Source organism: Chromobacterium subtsugae, assembly GCF_035919665.1.
Lineage (GTDB): Bacteria > Pseudomonadota > Gammaproteobacteria > Burkholderiales > Chromobacteriaceae > Chromobacterium > Chromobacterium subtsugae.
Genome location: NZ_CP142381.1, coordinates 1895478 through 1913783 on the forward strand (window position 1 = coordinate 1895478; position 18306 = coordinate 1913783).

The 18306-nt window shown below is 67.5% G+C and carries 21 protein-coding genes; 14 read left to right on the plus strand and 7 right to left on the minus strand.

The window, feature by feature from the left end; translation table 11 throughout:
- Positions 1–59: 59 nt before the first annotated feature.
- From U6115_RS09360 to U6115_RS09390, 7 genes are read right to left on the minus strand one after another with little or no spacing between them, the layout of a single operon-like run.
- Positions 60–2150, minus strand: a complete 2091-nt coding sequence (locus tag U6115_RS09360; RefSeq protein ID WP_043576101.1) for a flagellar biosynthesis protein FlhA — start codon at positions 2148–2150, stop codon at positions 60–62.
- Positions 2147–3286, minus strand: coding sequence for a flagellar type III secretion system protein FlhB (gene flhB / locus U6115_RS09365; RefSeq protein ID WP_043576098.1), 1140 nt, complete (start codon positions 3284–3286; stop codon positions 2147–2149). The genes U6115_RS09360 and flhB overlap by 4 nt, the downstream gene beginning before the upstream one ends.
- Positions 3279–4061 (minus strand): flagellar biosynthetic protein FliR, encoded by a 783-nt coding sequence (fliR, locus tag U6115_RS09370; RefSeq protein WP_043576096.1) that lies wholly within the window; start codon positions 4059–4061, stop codon positions 3279–3281. Before fliR ends, flhB begins: the two co-directional genes overlap by 8 nt.
- Positions 4062–4064: 3 nt before the next feature.
- A complete protein-coding gene (fliQ, locus tag U6115_RS09375) occupies positions 4065–4337 on the minus strand; it encodes a flagellar biosynthesis protein FliQ (protein WP_043576093.1) in 273 nt (90 codons plus the stop codon).
- A gap of 13 nt (positions 4338–4350) precedes the next feature.
- A complete protein-coding gene (fliP, locus tag U6115_RS09380; RefSeq protein WP_043576090.1) occupies positions 4351–5097 on the minus strand; it encodes a flagellar type III secretion system pore protein FliP in 747 nt (248 codons plus the stop codon).
- The gene (fliN, locus tag U6115_RS09385) at positions 5097–5435 is read right to left on the minus strand and encodes a flagellar motor switch protein FliN (protein ID WP_043576088.1); all 339 of its coding nucleotides are present in this window, start codon (positions 5433–5435) and stop codon (positions 5097–5099) included. The genes fliP and fliN overlap by 1 nt, the downstream gene beginning before the upstream one ends.
- Positions 5436–5460: 25 nt before the next feature.
- Positions 5461–6303: a FliM/FliN family flagellar motor switch protein gene (locus tag U6115_RS09390; RefSeq protein ID WP_043576086.1), complete on the minus strand. Its 843-nt coding sequence runs from the start codon at positions 6301–6303 to the stop codon at positions 5461–5463.
- A gap of 240 nt (positions 6304–6543) precedes the next feature.
- Here U6115_RS09390 and U6115_RS09395 point away from each other — a divergent pair, with 240 nt between their 5' ends.
- From U6115_RS09395 to U6115_RS09460, 14 genes are all read left to right on the plus strand, one after another.
- Complete coding sequence (locus U6115_RS09395; protein WP_043576084.1) at positions 6544–6882, plus strand: flagellar hook-basal body complex protein FliE; 339 nt, start codon at positions 6544–6546, stop codon at positions 6880–6882.
- 58 nt (positions 6883–6940) lie between these two features.
- Positions 6941–8569 carry a flagellar basal-body MS-ring/collar protein FliF gene (gene fliF / locus U6115_RS09400; protein ID WP_043576081.1) on the plus strand — a complete coding sequence of 543 codons (1629 nt, stop codon included), beginning with the start codon at positions 6941–6943 and terminating at the stop codon, positions 8567–8569.
- Positions 8553–9608, plus strand: a complete 1056-nt coding sequence (locus U6115_RS09405; protein WP_043576079.1) for a flagellar motor switch protein FliG — start codon at positions 8553–8555, stop codon at positions 9606–9608. The genes fliF and U6115_RS09405 overlap by 17 nt, the downstream gene beginning before the upstream one ends.
- On the plus strand, positions 9605–10291 hold the full coding sequence (gene fliH / locus U6115_RS09410) for a flagellar assembly protein FliH (RefSeq protein ID WP_043576077.1): 687 nt from the start codon (positions 9605–9607) through the stop codon (positions 10289–10291). Before U6115_RS09405 ends, fliH begins: the two co-directional genes overlap by 4 nt.
- A 3-nt stretch (positions 10292–10294) precedes the next feature.
- Entirely contained in the window at positions 10295–11608 is a 1314-nt protein-coding gene (gene fliI, locus U6115_RS09415) for a flagellar protein export ATPase FliI (RefSeq protein ID WP_043576074.1), read from the plus strand.
- Positions 11605–12042, plus strand: a complete 438-nt coding sequence (gene fliJ / locus U6115_RS09420) for a flagellar export protein FliJ (protein ID WP_043576070.1) — start codon at positions 11605–11607, stop codon at positions 12040–12042. The genes fliI and fliJ overlap by 4 nt, the downstream gene beginning before the upstream one ends.
- Before the next feature lie 79 nt (positions 12043–12121).
- The gene (gene fliD, locus U6115_RS09425; protein WP_043576067.1) at positions 12122–13471 is read left to right on the plus strand and encodes a flagellar filament capping protein FliD; all 1350 of its coding nucleotides are present in this window, start codon (positions 12122–12124) and stop codon (positions 13469–13471) included.
- A 22-nt stretch (positions 13472–13493) separates the two neighbouring features.
- Positions 13494–13886 (plus strand): flagellar export chaperone FliS, encoded by a 393-nt coding sequence (gene fliS, locus U6115_RS09430; protein ID WP_043576065.1) that lies wholly within the window; start codon positions 13494–13496, stop codon positions 13884–13886.
- Positions 13873–14160, plus strand: a complete 288-nt coding sequence (locus U6115_RS09435) for a hypothetical protein (RefSeq protein ID WP_043576062.1) — start codon at positions 13873–13875, stop codon at positions 14158–14160. The genes fliS and U6115_RS09435 overlap by 14 nt, the downstream gene beginning before the upstream one ends.
- Entirely contained in the window at positions 14157–15161 is a 1005-nt protein-coding gene (locus U6115_RS09440; RefSeq protein WP_052258100.1) for a flagellar hook-length control protein FliK, read from the plus strand. Before U6115_RS09435 ends, U6115_RS09440 begins: the two co-directional genes overlap by 4 nt.
- Positions 15162–15184: 23 nt before the next feature.
- Positions 15185–15622, plus strand: coding sequence for a flagellar basal body-associated FliL family protein (locus U6115_RS09445; protein ID WP_043576060.1), 438 nt, complete (start codon positions 15185–15187; stop codon positions 15620–15622).
- Positions 15623–15627: 5 nt separating this feature from the next.
- Positions 15628–16323: a FliA/WhiG family RNA polymerase sigma factor gene (locus U6115_RS09450; protein WP_043576057.1), complete on the plus strand. Its 696-nt coding sequence runs from the start codon at positions 15628–15630 to the stop codon at positions 16321–16323.
- 16 nt (positions 16324–16339) lie between these two features.
- Positions 16340–17206 carry a flagellar motor stator protein MotA gene (motA, locus tag U6115_RS09455; RefSeq protein WP_043576055.1) on the plus strand — a complete coding sequence of 289 codons (867 nt, stop codon included), beginning with the start codon at positions 16340–16342 and terminating at the stop codon, positions 17204–17206.
- 3 nt (positions 17207–17209) lie between these two features.
- A complete protein-coding gene (locus tag U6115_RS09460; RefSeq protein WP_043576052.1) occupies positions 17210–18199 on the plus strand; it encodes a flagellar motor protein MotB in 990 nt (329 codons plus the stop codon).
- Positions 18200–18306: the final 107 nt, after the last annotated feature.

Consider the following 18306-nt stretch of genomic DNA (forward strand, 5'->3'; position numbering starts at 1 on the left):
GGCGCAAAGCGAGGGAGCCGCGCCGGATATCGTGATCCGGCGCAAGAAATGCGACTGGTTCAGCCTAAAGTGCCGGTCAGGCTGACCTGGCGGTTTTCCGGCACTTCGTTGTAGGACAGCACGTTGAGGCCGGGAGCGAACAGCCGGCCGTAGCGCGCCAGCAGCGGGCGGATCTGCGGCATCACCAGCAGCACCGGCGGCTGGCCCATCTGTTTCATCTGATCGCGCACCACCGGCATATTGGCCTGCAGCTGCTGCAGCACGTTGGGGTCGATCGGGAAGCTGTCCAGCTGCGGCTTGCCGGTTTGCTGCGCCTGGCTCAGCGCCGCCAGCAGCAGGTTTTCCAGTTCCGCTGACAGATTGAAGGCGCGGATCTCGTCGCGCGGGCCGGCGATGGCCTGCACGATCTGGCGCTTCAGCGCGCAGCGCACCTCGGCCGCCAGCATGATCGGGTCCTTGGTGGTTTCGCTGGCTTCCAAGAGCGCGCTGGCCACCGGCACGATGTCCTTCAGCGATACGTGGTCCTGCAACAGCTGGCGATAGACCTTCAATTGCTGCACCGGCGGCAGCGCGGCGGCCAGCGCCGCGCCCAGCTTGGGCGACAGCGCGGTCAGCCGCTCGCCCAGCGCCGCCACGTCGTCGTGGCGGAACAGCTCGGACAGGTGCTCGCGCATCACCTTGTTCAGGTGGGTGGCCATCACGCTGGCGCAATCCACCACCTGGTAGCCCAGGCCCAGCGCCTTGCTCTTGTCGGCTTGGGCGATCCAGGTGACCGGCATGTTGAAGGCCGGGTCGATGCCGGGAATGCCGTCGATGTCGCCGTAAACTTCCGGCGAAGGAATGGCCATCAGCCGGTCGGCGTAGACTTCGGCCTCGGCCACGGTGTTGCCGGACAGCTGGATCGCGTATTGCGAAGGCTTGAGCCTGAGGTCGTCGCGCAGGCTCACCATCGGCAGCAACAGGCCCATCTGCTCGGACAGGCTCTGGCGCACGCCCTTGACGCGTTTGAGCAGCGGCGCGCCCTGGCCTTGGTCCAGCAGGGCCACCAGCCGGTAGCCCAGCGTGATGCCCAGCACATCGGAATAGGGCAGAGTGCTCCATTCCAGCTCGATTTCCGCCTCGCCCTGCAGCGCCGCCTTGATCGCGGTCTGGTTGAGCGCGCTGGCGGCGACCGGCCGGCGCGCGTGCATGCGCCAGGCCACATAGGCCAGCAGCGCGGCGAAGCCGAGGAAAGTCGGCCACGGCATGCCGGGGATGATGGCCAGCACCAGCATCATGCCGGCCGCGCTCATCAGCACCACCGGCGAGGCCAGCATCTGGCTGCCCACCTGCTGCTGCATGTCGCCGTCGTCGCTGATGCGGGTGACGATGATGGCGGCGGCGGACGACAGCAGCAACGCCGGAATCTGCGCCACCAGGCCGTCGCCTATGGTCATCAGCGCGTACTGGCGGAAGGCGTCGCCCATCGACAGATTGTGCATCAGCGCGCCGATGGCCACGCCGCCGAACAGGTTGATGATCAGGATCAGGATGCCGGCGATGGCGTCGCCGCGGACGAACTTGGAGGCGCCGTCCATCGCGCCGTAGAAATCGGCTTCGGTGGCGATGTCGCGGCGGCGCTGCTGCGCCTGCTCCTGGTTGATCAGGCCGGCGTTGAGGTCGGCGTCGATCGCCATTTGCTTGCCCGGCAGCGCGTCCAGCGTGAAGCGGGCCGACACTTCGGAGATGCGCTCGGCGCCCTTGGTCACCACCATGAAGTTGATGATCATCAGGATGACGAACACCACCATGCCGACCACGAAGTTGCCGCCTATCACCACATTGCCGAAGGCCTCGATCACCCGGCCGGCGGCGTGCGTCCCCTCATGGCCGTGCAGCAGCACCACCCGCGTCGACGCCACGTTCAGCGACAAGCGCATCAGCGTGGTGGCGAGGATGATGGTGGGGAACACCGAGAAATCCAGCGGCCGCCGCGCCGACACGCTGACCAGGATCACGATGATGGCCAGCACGATGTTGAAGGTGAACAGCATGTCCAGCGCCAGAGGCGGCAGGGGCAGCATCACCATGGCCAGGATGGCCAAGAGGAAGAGCGGGGCGGCCAGCTTGTGGCGGCCGATGTCGGCGAGCAGTTTGGTCAGCGAGTTCATGATGCGGGCTTGGGATCGGACAATTCCTGGGGCACGGCCAGTTCCGGCAATATCGGCCGGTTGGCGCGGCTGCCCGTCTGGAAAGCCTTGAGTTGCAAGACATAAGTCAACACCTGGGCCACCGCGCGGTACAGCGGCGCGGGGATCTGCTGGTTGACCTGTGTAGTGTGGTAGACCGCGCGGGCCAGGGGCGGCAGCGGCAGCACGGCGATTTCCAGTTCTTCCGCCTGCCGGCGGATGTACAGCGCCATCTCATCCACGCCCTTGGCGATGATGAACGGCGCTTCGGCGCGGTTCTCGTCGTATTTCAGCGCCACCGCGTAGTGGCTGGGGTTGACGATGATGACGTCGGCGCCGGGCAGGACCTTGCGCACGCCGCGCTGCGCGATCTGCTGCTGCAGCTGGCGGATGCGCTGGCGCACTTCGGGCCGGCCTTCGGTATTCTTGTATTCTTCCTTGATTTCCTGCTTGCTCATCTTTTGCTGTTTCATGAACAGGTAGACCTGCAGCGGCAGGTCGGCCAGCGCGAACAGCAGGAACACCGCGGACAGCTTGAGCAGGCAGGACAAGAGCAGGTCGGCCGCGCCGGCCAGCGTGGGCAGCAGCGGCATGCCGTGCAGCGCGAAGAAGTCCTGCAGCGCGGACGAGGCGATGCGGTACAGCAGCCAGCCCAAAAGCAGCGCCTTGGCGATGGATTTGCCGATTTCGCTGGCGTGCTTGGGCGAGGCCAGCCGGGACAGGTGGGCCAGCGGGTTCATCCGCTCGAACTTGGGGCTGAGCTGGGACAGCACGAACACCCAGCCGCCGGGAAACAGGCTGATCAGCAGCATGGTGATCGGGATGACGGCCAGCGGCGCCAGCATTTTCAGCAACAGCAGCAAGGTGCCGCCGAACAGCTTGGACCAGCTGTTCTCCAGCGCGCCCTGGCCGGCAAGCGGGGCGAAGGCCAGCGCGAACAGCTCGCGGAAATCATCCAGCCAGTCCGGCGCCAGCCAGAACATCAGCTTCAGCGCCAGGATCAGGCCCAGCGCGGCGGCCAGGTCCTTGGAGCGCGGCACCTGGCCTTGCTCGCGCGCCTTGCGCAGCCGCTGCGGGGTGGCTTTTTCGGTCTTGTCGCCCTGCCGCGTCTCAGCCATGGCCCAGCTCCAGCAGGCGGTTCAATAGCCGCAGCGTCTGTTCGCTCAGGCTCAGGTATTGCGGCGGCAGCACCTGCATCAGCAGGGTCAGCGTGGACAGGCCGAACAGCGTCACCACCGGAAAACCCAAGGAAAACAGGTTCAGCGCCGGCGCCACCCGGTTGATCATGCCGAAGCCGGCCTGCACCAGGAAGGTGGCGAACACCACCGGCAGCGCCAGCGCGACCGCGGCGGCCATCACCCAGGCCACGCTGCCCGCCAGCACCGGCAGCGCCGCCTGCGGAATGCCGCCGCCCAGCGGCCAGGCGCGGAAGCTGGCGTACACCACCTGCACCAGCACCAGGTGGCCGTCCATGGCGAAGAACAGCAGCGCCGCCAGCAGGTAGAGCAGGTTGGACACCACGTCGGAAGTATTGCCGCTGCCGGGGTCGTTCATCACCGCCATCGACAAGCCCATTTGCGAGGACAGCAAAAAGCCCAGCAGCGACAGGATGGACATGGTCAGCTGGAAGGCGAAGCCGAACAACAAGCCTATCACCGCCTGCTCCAGGCTGGCGGCGACGCCGTGCAGCGAAAAGGGGTCGATCGGGGAGTGGGCCGGCATGCCGGGCACGCAGGCCACCGCCAGCAGCAGCGCCAGGGCGATGCGGGCGCGCAGCGGCACCATGGCGTCGCCGATGAAGGGCGCGACGCTGAAGGCGGCCATCAGCCGGCAGAACGGCCACCAGATGGCCGGCAGCAGCTGCAGCAACTGGGCGAACAGGCCCTGGCTCATCGCCTAGCCCACCTGGCTGGCGGCGCGCTGGAACATGGCGACGCAGAAGTCCATCAGGTAGCCGGTGATCCAGTGGCCGGCCAGCGCGATGGTCAAGAGCACGATCAGCAACCGGGGCAGGAAGGACAGCGTCTGCTCGTTGATCTGGGTGGCGGCCTGGATCAGGCTGACCACCACGCCGACGATCAGGCTGGGCAGCACCAGCAGCGTCACCAGCGTCACCACCACCCGCAGGCTGTCGTTGACGATGTCTACCGCGATGTCCGGAGTCAGCATGCTTCCCGTCCTTCTAATAGGCCTGGATCGACGTGACCAGCGTGTTGACGGTCAGCGACCAGCCGTCCACCAGCACGAACAACAGCAGCTTCAAGGGCAGCGAGATCACCAGCGGCGACAGCATCATCATGCCCATCGCCATCAGCACGCTGGACACCACCAGGTCTATCACCAGGAAGGGGATGAACAGCATGCAGCCGATCTGAAACGCCGTTTTCAATTCGGACAGCACGAAGGCTGCCAGCTTGACGGTGAAGGCGTGGTCTTCCGGGCGGGCGACGTCGCCTTCGCCGGACAGCCGGGCCACCTGGGACAGCGCGGTTTTGCTGGTTTGCGCCAGCATGAAGCGGCTGACCGGCTTGGAGGCGATCTCCAGCGCCTGCGGCATGGTGATCTTGTCCTGGTCGAAGGGCACCATCGCCTCGTTCCATACTTGCAGCCCCACCGGCCGCATCACCAGCAGGGTCAGGATCAGCGCCACGCCGGTGATCAGGCGGTTGGGCAGGCCCTGCTGCAGGCCCAGCGCCTGCCTGAGCAGCGACAGCACGATGACGAAGCGGGTGAAGCTGGTCATCATCAGCGCCAGCACCGGCAACAGGCCCAGCGCCGTCATCAGGATCAGGATCTGGGTCTTGACGGTGAAGTCCACCGCCGCGCCGCCGGAGGTGGCGGTCAGCAGCTTCAGCGAATCGGCCCAGCCGCAGGGGCTGGCCAGCAGCAGGCCGGCCAGCAGCGGGGCGTAAAGCTTGTACCGTTTCATCAGGCCAGGCTGTCCAGTTCCAGGTCGTTCAATTCCACCACCCTCAGGCCGTAGTTTTCGCCGGACACCACCACTTCGGCGCGGCCGATCACGGTGCCGTTCACCTTGATGTCCAGCGGCTCGCCGGCGAGCTTGTCCAGCTCGATCACCGAGCCCGCGCCGATCTGGCACAGGTCGGCCAGGCTGACGTCGGCGCTGCCCACTTCCAGCGTCAGCTTGACGGGTATCTTGCGCAGAAAGGGCGTCATGTCGCGCGGCGCGGGAGCGGGCGCGGCGGCGGCTTCCGGCTCCAGGCTGTCCAGGATGCCGTCCAGGTCGAAATCTTGTTTCAGGTCCATGCGTAGTCGTCCAGTGCGATGGGGGTCATTCGGTATCGGCGAAGCCGCTCAGGCACAGCTTGCCCTGGCGCTCCGCCACGTGGGCGCGGAACAAGGCCGCGCCGCGCACGCACACTTCGGCTTGCGGCGGCAGCGTCACCGGCAGCACCGAACCGGGCTTCAAGTCGAGGATGGCGCCCAGCGGCAGCTCCTGCTGCAGCAGGCGCGCGTCCAGCCGCAGCGTCAGCCGGTCGCGGAAGCTGCCCGGGGCGCGGTCGCCGGCCAGCTTGCGGCGCTGGCCGGACAGGTTTTGCAGCAGGGTTTCGAAGGCTGACTCGCCCAGGCGCAGGCGCAGCGCGCCGCGCGGCGCGTCGCCGTCGGAGAGTTCGATTTCCAGCTGCCAGGCAGGCTGGCCGGCGAAGGGCTGCGGGCGCGGCTTGTCGCCGTAGGCGCCCGGCGCCTGTTCCAGCTGGAGGATGGCGGCGGCCAGGCGCGGCAGCAGCCGTTCGGCCAGGTTGCGGGCCAGCCGGCGCTCGGTTTCGGTTTCCGCCGGCAAGTCTTTGGCGATCGGCGCGGCGCTGGCGCCGAAGCGGTAATCCAGGATGCCCAGCAGCAGGCTGCGGTCGAAATGGCTGCCCAGCTGCCAGTCGCCCAGCGCGTGCCATTGCCAGCGCAGCTCGTCGGCGGCGGGCAGGTTTTGGCGCAGGGCGGTGATGCGGAAAGCGGCGTGGTAGCGGCGGTTGAGTTCCCGCTCCAGGAAGTCGCCCAGCTCTTGCTGCAATGCGCGGGCGAACAGCGGCAGCAGGTGTATCGGGCGCCCCAGGGTTCGCAGATCCAAGGCCTGCAGGCGGGCGCCTTCCTGCGGCGCAACGATTTTGGCTTTGGGCATGGCGATTTTCGTTCGTGGCCGGAGGCGGTCGGACAGCCCCCGGCAATTGCTGGGAGTGTGCATCTTACTGGCTGTCCGCCAGTGGTAAAGGGGGAAAATTCACGGTTGCGAATGTGAAAAATACCAACTGAGTAATAAAGCGTTGAGTTTAAAATCCGCCAGCTTGCATGTAAGCATTGCTGGTGGATGCCTGCGCTGGGCGCGCCGCGTTTTGATACCTGTTGATTTAAGGATGTAGTGATGGCCAATCTGGGTTTGATGATCCACGCCGATCGCAGCCAATTGCTGGGCGAGATGGCCAAGCTGGGCCAGGGCGCCGTGGCGGCCCCCCGTCCGGCCGCGGACGACGCGCCGGCCGCGCAAAGCTTCAGCCAGGCCCTGGTGTCGGCGGTGCGCGATGTCGACCAGCAGAACCGCCTGGCCTCGGACAAGATGACCGAGGTGGACAGCGGCCAGAGCGACGATCTGGTCGGCGCGATGCTGATGAGCCAGGAGGCCAGCCTGTCCTTCTCGATGCTGATGCAGGTGCGCAACAAGGTGGTCGGCGCCGTCGACGACCTGATCAAGATGCAGCTGTAAGCCGGGAGGCGACGTGGTCAAGCAATTGCGGAGCGGCTTTGCCGCCGTACAAGAAAAAATGGCCGGCCGCCGTCTGCTGCCGGCGAACGCCTGGCGCTACCTGCTGCCGATGGTGATCCTGGCCATCGGCCTGAGCCTGGCGCTGACCCTGTGGCTGTGGCGCGACGACGCCAGCTACAAGCCGGTGTTCGGCGCGCAGGAAAAGGTCAACAGCGCCGATATGATGGCGGCGCTCGACGCCGACAAGACTCCCTACCGCATCCATCCGCAAACCGGCCAGGTATTGGTGCCAGAAGACCAGCTGGGCCGCGTGCGCATGCAGCTGGCGGCCAAAGGCGTGGTGGCGCAGCTGCCGGCCGGCTTGGAGCTGCTGGACAAGAACGACCCGCTGGGCGTCAGCCAGTTCGTGCAGGACGTGCGCTTCCGCCGCGGCCTGGAAGGCGAGCTGGTGCAGAGCATCCTGGCGCTGGATCCGGTGCGCGCCGCCCGCGTGCATCTGTCCTTGCCGCGCAGCACTTCCTTCGTCACCGCCGGCACCGACAAGGGCTCGGCATCGGTGGTGGTGACGCTAAAGCCCGGCCAGCAGCTGTCCAGCGAGCAGATCGCCGCGGTGGTCAAGCTGGTGGCCGGCAGCGTCTCCACGCTGGACCCGGCGCAGGTGACCCTGGTGGACCAGGCCGGCAATCTGCTGTCCGCCCATGTCGACCTGTCCGACGGCGGCATGGTGGGTTCCGACAACGAGGCGGCGCGCCGCTTCCGCGAGCAGGCGCTGCAGAACGCGCGCGACCTGCTGTCGCCAGCGCTGGGCGCGGGCAACTTCAAGGTGAGCGTCACCGCCGACGTCGACAATGACCGCGTCGAGGAAACCCGCGAGAAATACGGCGAGGCGCCCAAGGTCACCAACGAGGCCTCGCGCGAGGAAACCAGCACCGAGCGGATGGCGCTGGGCGTGCCCGGCTCGCTGAGCAACCGGCCGGTCAACACCGACTCCTCCGGCCCGGCCAATGAAAAGTCCGGCAACAGCAAGAACGCGGTCACCCGCCAGTACGCCTACGACCGCAACATCATGAACATCAAGAAGGCGCGCGGCACGCTGCGCCGCCTCAGCGTGGCGGTGGTGCTGAACCAGGCCGCCGCGCCGACCAAGAAGGGATGGCAGCCGACCGAGCTGGCCAATATCGACAAGCTGCTGCGCAACGGCCTGGGCATCAGCGCCGAGCGCGGCGACGTGCTGGCGGTGTCCACGCTGAACTTCGCCGCCCCGGTAGCGGAAGAAGCGTTCTGGCAGCAGCCGGAAACCTGGTTCGAGGGCGCGCGCTGGCTGGGCTACGCGATCGCGCTGTTGCTGGCTTACCTGTTGCTGGCCCGTCCGCTTTTGAAGATCGCCCGCCAGTTGGCGGAGCGCAAGCTGGGCGACTACGCGCCGGGCGAGGTGGACGTGACGCCGGAAGATCCGCTGCTGGACAACCGTCCGCTGCGCGAGGCGGCCGGCCAGCGCCAGGCCGCGCTGGCGGCCGCGCCGGGCGACAGCCCGGTGGTGCCGCTGCTGGAAAATTACGACCTGCCGCCCGCCGGTTCGCCGGTGGACGTGCTGGTGGACCACCTGAAGGTGCTGGCGGCCAAGGAGCCGGAGCGGGTGGCGGAAGTGGTCAAACAATGGGTGCAGAACAATGGACGCAAGCAATAATTTCGCGCCGGAAGCGGCGCCTTACGTCCCCGCGGCGGCAGCCGGCAACGGCCAGATGAGCGCCATCGAGCAGGCGGCGGTGCTGCTGCTGTGCATGGGCGAAGAGCCGGCGGCGGCGGTGCTGCGCTGCCTCAGCCGCGAAGAGCTGCTGCAGGTGACCCAGGCGATGAGCGGCATGAGCGGCATCAAGGTGGACGCGGTCAAGACCACCATGCAGAAATTCTTCGACGAATACCGCGAGCAAAGCGGCGTGCACGGCGCCAGCCGCAGCTTCCTCAAGCGTTCGCTGGAGCTGGCGCTGGGTGGCGACATCGCCGGCAGCGTGCTGGACACCATCTACGGCGACGCCATCCGTCCCAAGATGGCGCGTTTGCAGTGGGTGTCGCCGCAATGGCTGGCCGACCGCATCGCCGCCGAACACGTGCGGATGCAGGCGGTGTTCCTCGCCTTCCTGCCGCCGGCGCTGGCCGGCCAGGTGGTGGACGCCTTGCCGGCCGCCAGCCGCGACAGCGTGCTGGTCAACGTGGCCCGCCTCACCGATGTGGACCGCGAGCTGCTGCAGGAATTGGAAGAGCTGGTCAACCGCTGCCTGGAAAGCCTGCACACGCAAAGCACCGCGGTGCAGGGCATGCAGCAGACCGCCGACATCATCAACCGCCTGCCGGGCGACCGCAGCCGCATGATGGAGCTGCTGCGCGCGCACGACCCGGAAATCGTCGACGAGATCGAGGTGAGGATGTACGACTTCTTCATCCTGTCGCGCCAGACCGAAACCGTGCTGACCCGCATCTGCGAAGACGTGTCGCTGGAGCAGTGGGCGATCGCGCTGAAGGGCGCCGAGCCCGCGGTGCGCGACGCCATCACCCAGACCATGCCGCGCCGCCAGGCGCAAAACTTCGACGCCACCATGCGCCGCTCCGGCCCGGTGCCGAAAAGCCGGGTGGAAGAGGCGCGGCGCGAGATCATGGCCCAGGTGCGGCAATTGGCCGACGGCGGCGAGATCGACCTGCAGCTGTTCCCCGAGGAAGTGGTCGAGTGAAACACTGGCGCCCCTTCCGTTTTCCGCCGTTGATCGACGGCGCGCCGCTGGAGCCGCTGGCGGCGGCCGAGGCGCAGGCCTCCGCCGCCGACGGTTTCCGCCAGGGCATGGACGCCGGCTACCGCGAAGGTTTTGACAGCGGCGAAGCCGCCGGCCGCGACGCCGGCTACCAGGCAGGCGTCGCGCTGGGCCGGCAGGAGGGCGTGGCCGCTGCGCGCGCCGAGGAGCTGGCGCGCTTCTCCAGCCTGGCCGAGCCGCTGGACGCCGCCATCGAGCAATTGCGGCGCTTGTGTCGCGACTACCAGGCTGCCCAGCGCGACGAGGTGGTGGAACTGGTGGCCAAGGTGGCGCGCCAGGTGATCCGCTGCGAGCTGACCTTGAAGCCGGTGCAGATCCTCGACCTGGTGGAGGAGACGCTGGCCGCGCTGCCTGCCGCCTCCCACAGCCAGGGCGAGGTGGAAGTGCTGCTCAACCCCGAAGAATGCCAGCGCATCCGCGAGCTGGCGCCGGAGCGCGCCGCCAAGTGGCGGCTGCTGGCCGATTCCGGTCTGGCGCCGGGCGAGTGCCGGGTGCGCGGCGCCGAATTCGAGGCCGACGCCGGCTGCCAGCAGCGGCTGGCGCATTGCGTGGACAGCCTGCGCGAGCAACTGCAGGCCGAGCCGGCCGCGCAGGGCGAGGCTTAAGCGATGCTGCGCCAGGCGCTCAGCCAGCTGTCGGTGCCGGACGCGCCTGTCGCCACCGTCAGCGGCCGGCTGGTGGGCGTGAGCGGCCTGCTGCTCGAGAGCGTCGGCTGCCCGCTGGAAACCGGCCAGCGCTGCCTGGTGGAAACCGCCTCCGGCGGCTGGCTGCAGGCGCAGGTGGTGGGCTTCAAGCGCGAAGTTTCCTTCCTGATGCCGTTCAAGAAGCCTGTCGGCCTCGCCACCGGCGCGCGGGTGCTGCCGGCGCCGGAAAGCGGCGGCCTCAGCATAGGCGATGGCTGGCTGGGCCGCATCGTCAACGGCCTGGGCGAGCCGCTGGACGACAAGGGCAGGCTAGGCGGCGACGCGCCGCTGGCCGCGCATCCGCCGCAGATCAACCCGCTCAGGAAAAAACCGGTCGACATGCCGCTGGACGTCGGCGTGCGCGCCATCAACGGCATGCTGACCATAGGCCGCGGCCAGCGCGTCGGCTTGTTTGCCGGCTCCGGCGTCGGCAAGAGCGTGCTGCTGGGCATGATCACCCGCCATACCGAGGCCGAAGTGGTGGTGGTCGGCCTGATAGGTGAGCGCGGCCGCGAAGTGCGCGAATTCGTCGAGCACGCGCTGGGGCCGCAGGGCCTGGCCAAGGCGGTGCTGGTGGTGGCGCCGGCCGATGAATCGCCGCTGATGCGGTTGAAGGCCACCGAGCTGTGCCACGCCATCGCCGCCCATTTCCGCGACCAGGGCCGCAACGTGCTGCTGTTGGTCGATTCGCTGACCCGCTACGCGATGGCGCAGCGCGAAATGGCGCTGGCGCTGGGCGAGCCGCCGGCCACCCGCGGCTATCCGCCGTCGGTGTTCGGCCTGCTGCCCAGCCTGGCCGAGAGCGCCGGCAACGGCGAGAAGGGCGAGGGCAGCATGAGCGCCATCTACACTGTGCTGGCCGAAGGCGACGACCAGCAAGACCCGGTGGCAGACACCGCCCGGGCCATTCTGGACGGCCACATCGTATTGAGCCGCGAACTGGCCGAACGCGGCCACTATCCGGCGATAGACATCTCCCGCTCGGTCAGCCGCTGCATGAGCCAGCTGGTGGACGCCGAGCACGCCGCCGCCGCGCGCGAGCTGCGCGCCGCCTGGGGCCGTTATCAGGAAGTGCGCGGCCTGCTGCCGCTGGGCGCCTACGTGCCCGGCGCCGACCCCGCCACCGACCGCGCGCTGCGCCTGCAGCCCGGCATCGAAGCGCTGCTGCGCCAGGATGCCGCCGAGGCGGCCTCGTTTGCGGATACGCGCGGCCGAATGCAGGAGCTGGCGCGCGCATGAATACCGCCATCCAGCAACTGAATCTGCTGCTGCAGCTGCGCGAGCGCGACAGCCGGCAGTTGGAAACCGAGCTGGCCGGCAAGCGCCGGCTGCAGGAGCGCTACCGCCGCAATATCGCGCGGCTGGAGGAACTGAACGCCGCCAGCGGCGCCAGCGCCGCCGCCGGACACCCGGCCCTGGCGCTCAATTGCGCCGGCTACAAGAGCCATCTGGCGGGGCTGAGCCAGTCGCAGCGGCAGGATCTGCAGCTGGCGGAGGCCGACGCCGCGGTCAGCCAGCGCCAGCTGCTGGCCGCGCGCCAGCGCCAGGAGCAGGCGGAACTGCTGCGCGACCAAAGCCTGCAGGCCTGGCGCGACGAACAGACGCGGGCAGAGCAAAAGCGCACCGACGAAGCCGCCGGCCAAGCCTGGCTGCGGGGAGCGGCGGGGTGGTGAATATTCACGGCGTTTCAGGGATGGCCGCGCGCGGTCGCCATTGAGTGATGGATACCGTTAGCCGACGAAAGGAATAGCGATGGCGATTGATTTCAATGCGATGCCTCCCAGCACCTGGGCCGACAACCTGGCCAAGAACAGCCTGGGCAATATGCAGACCCAGCTGGACAACCAGACCAAGGCCGCCAAGGCGCGCAGCGACGCGCTGGGCCAGCTGCAAAAGGCGCTGCAGGACTACAAGACCAGCCTGGGCGCGCTGACCAACAAGAAGAGCCTGGTGGCGATGAACGCCACGGCGCTGCCCGACGGTGCGGCCACGGTCACCGCCAAGGGCAATGCCCAGCCCGGCAACTACAGCCTGTTCGTCGAGCAGCTGGCCAGCGCGCAGCAACTGGCGATGGGCGATCTGTCCGGCGCCACCGCGCAGGCCGGCGACAAGTTCACCGTCAAACTGGCCGGTGGCGACACTTTCGACGTCTCGATGTCCGGGGCCGACCGCGACGGCGACGGCAAGCTGTCCGCCAGCGAACTGGCGCTGGCGATCAACCGCGCCAGCGGCAACGGCGGCAAAGTCAACGCCATGGTGCTGAACAACAACGGCGCGAGCCAGCTGGTGCTGTCCGCCGGCAAGACCGGCCTGAACGGCGCCATCTCGCTGGACCTGTCGCAAGTGAGCGACGCCGGCCTGAAAACCGGCCTGTCCGCTTCGCGCCAGCTGACCCAGGCGCAGGACGCGGTGGTATGGCTGGGCGGCAAGGCCAGCGGCGTGCGCATGCAGCAGGCCTCCAATACCTTCGACAACATCGACGGCGTCAGCTTCACCGTCAACAAGGCGATGAAGGACGGCGACGCGCCGCTGCAACTGGCGGTCAGCCGCAGCGACAACGACACCACCGCCAACGTGCAGGCCTTCGTCGACGGCTACAACAAGATCTACAAGGCGATTTCCGACCTGTCGCAGCCGGGCATCAACGGCGCCACCGCCGGCCCCTTCGCCGACGACTCCAGCATCCGCGGACTGAAAAGCCAGCTCAACGCCATCCTGCGCCAGTCTTTCGACGGCATCACGCTGGGCCAGCTGGGCATCAGCGCCAGCCGCGACGGCAGCCTGACGCTGGACAGCAAGAAGCTGGGCGACGCGCTGAAGAACACGCCGGACGCGCTGGACCGCTATTTCAACGGCGTCGGCCAGAGCGGCGCGCTCAAGCAAAGCAGCGATTACCTGGATAAGTGGCTGAACTACAGCAATGGCCTGATCAAGCAGCGCAAGGACAGCGCCGACCGCGCGCAGCAGGATCTGAACCGCCGCCAGGACGCACTGCAGCAGCAGTATCAGCAGACCTACCAGCGCTATCTGGCCCAATTCACCCAACTGCAGAACATGCAGACCCAAATGACCCAGACCATGGGCATGCTGGGTTACAACTGAGCAAGAAAGCAGGATCTAGACAGTGGATTACGAAGCCTATCGCAGCTACCACGCGGTGAACCTGGAAGCCCAGACCCACTCCGCCAGCCAGGTCGACCTGGTGCTGGTGCTGTTCGACGGCCTGCTGGAGGAAATCGCGCGCGCGCGCGGCCATCTGCAGCACCGCCGTTTCGAGCAGAAGGGCGAGAGCATCAACAAGTGCATCAATATCCTCAACGGCCTGTCCAGCGCGCTGGACTTCGACAACGGCGGCGAGGTGGTGACCAGCCTGGCGCGCTTGTACGACTACTGCGCGCACAAGCTGTACCAGGCCAGCGTGGAGATGGACGTGGCGGCGCTGGATGAGGCCGAGGCGCTGCTGGTCAAGCTCAAGGGCGGCTGGATAGGCGTGCGGGACCAAGATGCCGCCGTTTGACGCCGCCGCCTGGAGCCAGGCGATCAGCCAGGCCGGGCGCGAGCAAGACTGGCGGAAGCTGGCGCAGCTCGACCAGGCGCTGCGCCGGCTGCTGTCGGAGGGCGAGCCAGCGTTGGACGCCGGCCAGCGCCGCTTGCTGACCGACGCCTACCGCGCTGCGCTGGATTGCAGCCAGGCCGAAATCGACGCGCTGCGGCACAAGCTCGCCGCGATGGGCCAACAGCGCGAAGGCCAGATGGCCTACGCGCAATTCAGTGAATGGGAACAAGCATGAGCAGAGTGGCCCCGCCGCAAGCCGGCAATGCCTTGCCAGCGATGGCTGACGATGTCGTAGGCCAGGCGCTGGATATCGACAGCCTGTCGCTGCCGGCCGGCCAGCCGGCGCAGGATTTCGCCAGCGCGCTGCTGGCGCTGCGGCAAGCGCCGCCGGCGGACGCTGCGCAGCCGCAACTGGCGCCAAGCCAAGCCGCGCAGCCTGCCGCGCCGGCGCTTGCCGCCGCCGTGGCCGACGAGGCCAAGCCGAGCGACGGCAAGCAGGACCAAGACGAGGGCGGAGTGGCTCAGGTCGATGTTGCCGCGCTCAGCCCGGCGATGCAGCCGCCGCTGGTCTGGCCGCAATTGCAGCCGGCGCCGCTCCCGGCGGTGGCGGCGGACGCGCAGCCGCAGCCATCGGAGCCCGCGCCGCGCGCCATCGCGGCGGCGGCGCCGAGCTTGCTTGACGCCAAGGCGCTGGCCGCGTTGACGGCAGACGTCGCCGCGCCGCGGGCCGACGCGCAGCAAACGGCGCTGCTGGCGGCGTTGCCGTTGCCGGCCCCGCACGCGGCGGACAATGCCAAGCCGGCGGACACGTTCAGCCTGCAACTGCCGGCGTCGCAGCCGGACAGCTGGAGCGGCAAGCTGCAGGCGGCGCTGGGCGAGCGCCTGCAGGTGCTGTCCAGCCAGAACCAGGACCGCGCCACCCTGCGCCTGGACCCGCCGGCGCTGGGCACGCTGGAGATCGCCATCCGCCATCAGGCCGGCGCGCTGACGGTGGAGCTGACGGCTTCGCACAGCGAGGTGGTCAAGCAGCTGCAAACCATAGGCGACAGCCTGCGCCAGGACCTGGGCAACCGCCAGTACACCCAGGTGGCGGTGGAGGTGAAGGAGGGCGCGCCTTCCGGCTACGGCCAGGGCGGCAGACAGAACCGCGAGCAGCAGCCGCAGCAGAATCCGGGCCGCGCCTTGCGCGAGCAGGGCTGGCAGACGGCGGAAGCCTTTGAGCTGGATCAGGGCTGAAAGCCGGACAAGGAAGGAAGTGAATGAATAGCAAGACTCTGATCGTCGCGGCGCTGGTCGCCGCGCTGGCGGCGAGCGCCGGCGTCGGCGGCTGGTGGTACTACCAGCAATCCGCCCATGCGGCGCCGGCCAAGCCCAAGCCGATGGACTACCGTTTCGTCAGCCTGGACAAGATCGTGGTGATGCTGCGCAGCGAAGCCGGCGGCGACCCGCGCTACATGGCGGTGGACCTGGTGTTCCGCAGCAGCCCGGAGAGCGAGCCCAAGGTCAAGGAGCAGCTGCCGCTGCTCAAGAGCGTGGCGGTGCGCGCCTTGTCGCAATTGTCGCGCGAGCGCGCCAACGCGCTGGGCATAGACGACTACCAGCGCCTGCTGGACAAGGCCTACCGCGCAAGCGCCGCGCGAGAGCAAAACGAATTGCCGTTCAGCGAAGTGATGGTCAGCAAGCTGATCATCGAATAAGCCCGATGTACGCCGAAAGCTACGCACCCGCTCCCCATGCCGCCGACGAAAGCCGGCAGCTGGCCTTGTACGCGCCCTTGGTGAAGCGGGCGGCGCGCCAGCTGGCCAGCCAGGCCGGCGGGGTGTTCGACCGCGAGGACATGGAGCAGATCGGCCTGATGGCGCTGCTCGATTGCCTGCGCCGCTACGGCGGCGAGCCGGACGAGCGCTTCGCCGGCTTCGCCATGCTGCGCATCCGCGGCGCCATCCTGGATGAGTTGCGACGGCTGGACTGGCGGCCGCGTTCGGTCAGGCAGGAGGCGCACCGGGTGCGTGACGGCCTGCGCGAGCTGCGGCGCAAGCTCAGGCGCGAACCGTCCGAGGCCGAGGCGATGACGCTGCTGAGCCTGGACGCCGACGCCTACCGCGAAGCGCTGCTGGCGGAAAACGCCGAGGCGATGGCCAGCTTCGACGAATTGGTGGCATCCGGCATGGAATTGGCGGCGGAGGATTCGCCGGAGGCGCGGCTGGAGCGGCAGAGCGAGCTGGCGCGCGCGCTGACCGCGCTGAACGAGCGCGAGCAGCAGGTGATCCAGCTGTATTACGAATTTGAACTGAGTCTCAAGGAGATCGCCGCAGTGCTGGAGCTGACCGAGGCCCGCATCTGCCAGATCAACAAGAGCGCCCTGAAAAAGATGCAGGCCTGCCTGATGGCGGCCTGAAGCAAGGAAACATCCCATGCAGCAACTGTTTGGCATCCTGATCGTGCTGGTTTGTGTATTCGGCGGCTTCATGCTGCATGGCGGCGTGCTGTCGGTGATCTGGCAGCCGGTGGAGTTGCTGATCATTTGCGGCGCGGCGCTGGGCGCCATCGTGCTGGGCAATCCGCCGCATGTGCTCAAGGAGATGGGCGGCCAGCTCAAGCGGGTGGCGACGCGCAAGAAGCAGGGCGCCGAATTCCAGCGCCAGCAGCTGCTGCTGATGTACGAATTGCTGATCACCGCCAGCCGCGGCCTGAAGGCGCTGGACCAGCACGTGGAGGCGCCGCGCCAGAGCCCGTTGTTCAACCGCTACCCGCTGGTGCTGGAAAGCCCCAAGCTGCTGGCCTTCATCGTCGACAACTTCCGCCTGATGGCGATGGGCAAGATCAACGCCCACGAGCTGGAAGGCGTGCTGGACCAAGAACTGGACGCGATCCACGAGCAGCTGAACCAGCCGTCCAAGTCGCTGCATAAGATCGCCGAGGCGATGCCGGGCTTCGGCATCCTGGCGGCGGTGCTGGGCATCGTGATGGCGATGAACACCGTCGCCCAGGGCGCCAGCGCCGGCGAAATCGCCAACAGCGTGGCGGCCGCCATGGTGGGCACCTTCATCGGCATTTTCTTCTGCTACGGCGTGCTGGACCCGATTTCCAACGTGATGAGCCAGCTGGTGAAGGAAGAGCTGTCCAATTTCGAATCGGTGAAAGTGGTGCTGACCACCCACGCCTCCGGCAAGCCGCCGCTGCTGGCCATCGACGCCGGCCGCCGCCTGGTGCAGCTCAACACCAAGCCCAGCTTCTCGCAGCTGGAGTCGTGGATCACCATGCTGGAAGGTCAGGGCTGATCCATGGCCGGCTTGAAGAAAAAGGACGAGCACGAAGGCGCGGTCATCAAGCGCGTGTCGCGCCGCCATGAGGAAGAAGGCCACGGCGGCGCGTGGAAAGTGGCGTTCGCCGACTTCGTGCTGGCGCTGATGTGCCTGTTCCTGGTGCTGTGGGTGCTGGCCGCGCGCGATCAGGAAAACCTGCGGCAGCTGTTGACCACCTCCGGCGGCAGCCCGCTGATGCAGGGCGACGGCAAGCAGATCGACCACATGGGCAATCCGCCTGGCAGCCTGATCCCGCGCGACCCCATCCCCGGCCCGACCGGCAGCCAGGCTGCCAGCAAGTCGGCGCTGCGCGACAGCGACAAGCGTTCGGCGCAAGATCAGCCGGAAATGCCGCGCCGCAGCTACGACAGCGAGGCCGACCTGCGCAAGCTGGCCGCGCAGTTGTCGACAATGAGCCAGCAGGCCGGCCTGTCCAGCAATCTGCAAACCATCATCACGCCTTACGGCCTGCGCGTGACCCTGCACGATACCGATCAGCAGGGCATGTTCGAGCGCGGCAGCGCCATCGTCGAACCCCGCTTCCGCGGCCTGCTGCAGCAAATGGGCGCCATGCTGGGCGAGATCGACAACCAGATCCTGCTGGTCGGCCACACCGACGCGGCGCAGTACCACAGCGCCGGCGGCTTCGCCGCCTTGTCCAATTGGTCGCTGTCCAGCAACCGGGCGATGGCGGCGCGGATGCACATGCTGCAGGGCGGCCTGGCCCCGGCTTCGGTGCTGCAGGTGGTGGGCATGGCCGAGCGCGCGCCGCTCGACCGCGAGCATCCGCTGGCGGCGGCGAACCGCCGCATCGAGCTGCTGATCCTGACTTCGGGCCAGGCTCAGGCGGTGGTGGCGATGTTCGGCTCGGCCGCCGACGGCAAGACCGGGCTGCCCGGTGTTGCGTCCGCGCTACCAAATGAGAAAGACTTGCAAAAACTTAGAGAAAATACCATCGGTATCAGGTGAGTATTTGTTAATATTGTGCAATCACAAAAGACTTTGCGTTGCAAGGTCTTTTTTTGTGCGATTTTCACATAAATTTTAATCAAATTATTTACAATTTCCCCTGTGTT

Bases quoted from the DNA above. Each gene is read 5' to 3' on its own strand.
- U6115_RS09360 (WP_043576101.1), bottom strand. From the start codon at position 2,150: ATGAACTCGCTGACCAAACTGCTCGCCGACATCGGCCGCCACAAGCTG.
- flhB (WP_043576098.1), bottom strand. From the start codon at position 3,286: ATGGCTGAGACGCGGCAGGGCGACAAGACCGAAAAAGCCACCCCGCAG.
- fliR (WP_043576096.1), bottom strand. From the start codon at position 4,061: ATGAGCCAGGGCCTGTTCGCCCAGTTGCTGCAGCTGCTGCCGGCCATC.
- fliQ (WP_043576093.1), bottom strand. From the start codon at position 4,337: ATGCTGACTCCGGACATCGCGGTAGACATCGTCAACGACAGCCTGCGG.
- fliP (WP_043576090.1), bottom strand. From the start codon at position 5,097: ATGAAACGGTACAAGCTTTACGCCCCGCTGCTGGCCGGCCTGCTGCTG.
- fliN (WP_043576088.1), bottom strand. From the start codon at position 5,435: ATGGACCTGAAACAAGATTTCGACCTGGACGGCATCCTGGACAGCCTG.
- U6115_RS09390 (WP_043576086.1), bottom strand. From the start codon at position 6,303: ATGCCCAAAGCCAAAATCGTTGCGCCGCAGGAAGGCGCCCGCCTGCAG.
- U6115_RS09395 (WP_043576084.1), top strand. From the start codon at position 6,544: ATGGCCAATCTGGGTTTGATGATCCACGCCGATCGCAGCCAATTGCTG.
- fliF (WP_043576081.1), top strand. From the start codon at position 6,941: ATGGCCGGCCGCCGTCTGCTGCCGGCGAACGCCTGGCGCTACCTGCTG.
- U6115_RS09405 (WP_043576079.1), top strand. From the start codon at position 8,553: ATGGACGCAAGCAATAATTTCGCGCCGGAAGCGGCGCCTTACGTCCCC.
- fliI (WP_043576074.1), top strand. From the start codon at position 10,295: ATGCTGCGCCAGGCGCTCAGCCAGCTGTCGGTGCCGGACGCGCCTGTC.
- fliJ (WP_043576070.1), top strand. From the start codon at position 11,605: ATGAATACCGCCATCCAGCAACTGAATCTGCTGCTGCAGCTGCGCGAG.
- fliD (WP_043576067.1), top strand. From the start codon at position 12,122: ATGGCGATTGATTTCAATGCGATGCCTCCCAGCACCTGGGCCGACAAC.
- U6115_RS09435 (WP_043576062.1), top strand. From the start codon at position 13,873: ATGCCGCCGTTTGACGCCGCCGCCTGGAGCCAGGCGATCAGCCAGGCC.
- U6115_RS09440 (WP_052258100.1), top strand. From the start codon at position 14,157: ATGAGCAGAGTGGCCCCGCCGCAAGCCGGCAATGCCTTGCCAGCGATG.
- U6115_RS09445 (WP_043576060.1), top strand. From the start codon at position 15,185: ATGAATAGCAAGACTCTGATCGTCGCGGCGCTGGTCGCCGCGCTGGCG.
- U6115_RS09450 (WP_043576057.1), top strand. From the start codon at position 15,628: ATGTACGCCGAAAGCTACGCACCCGCTCCCCATGCCGCCGACGAAAGC.
- motA (WP_043576055.1), top strand. From the start codon at position 16,340: ATGCAGCAACTGTTTGGCATCCTGATCGTGCTGGTTTGTGTATTCGGC.
- U6115_RS09460 (WP_043576052.1), top strand. From the start codon at position 17,210: ATGGCCGGCTTGAAGAAAAAGGACGAGCACGAAGGCGCGGTCATCAAG.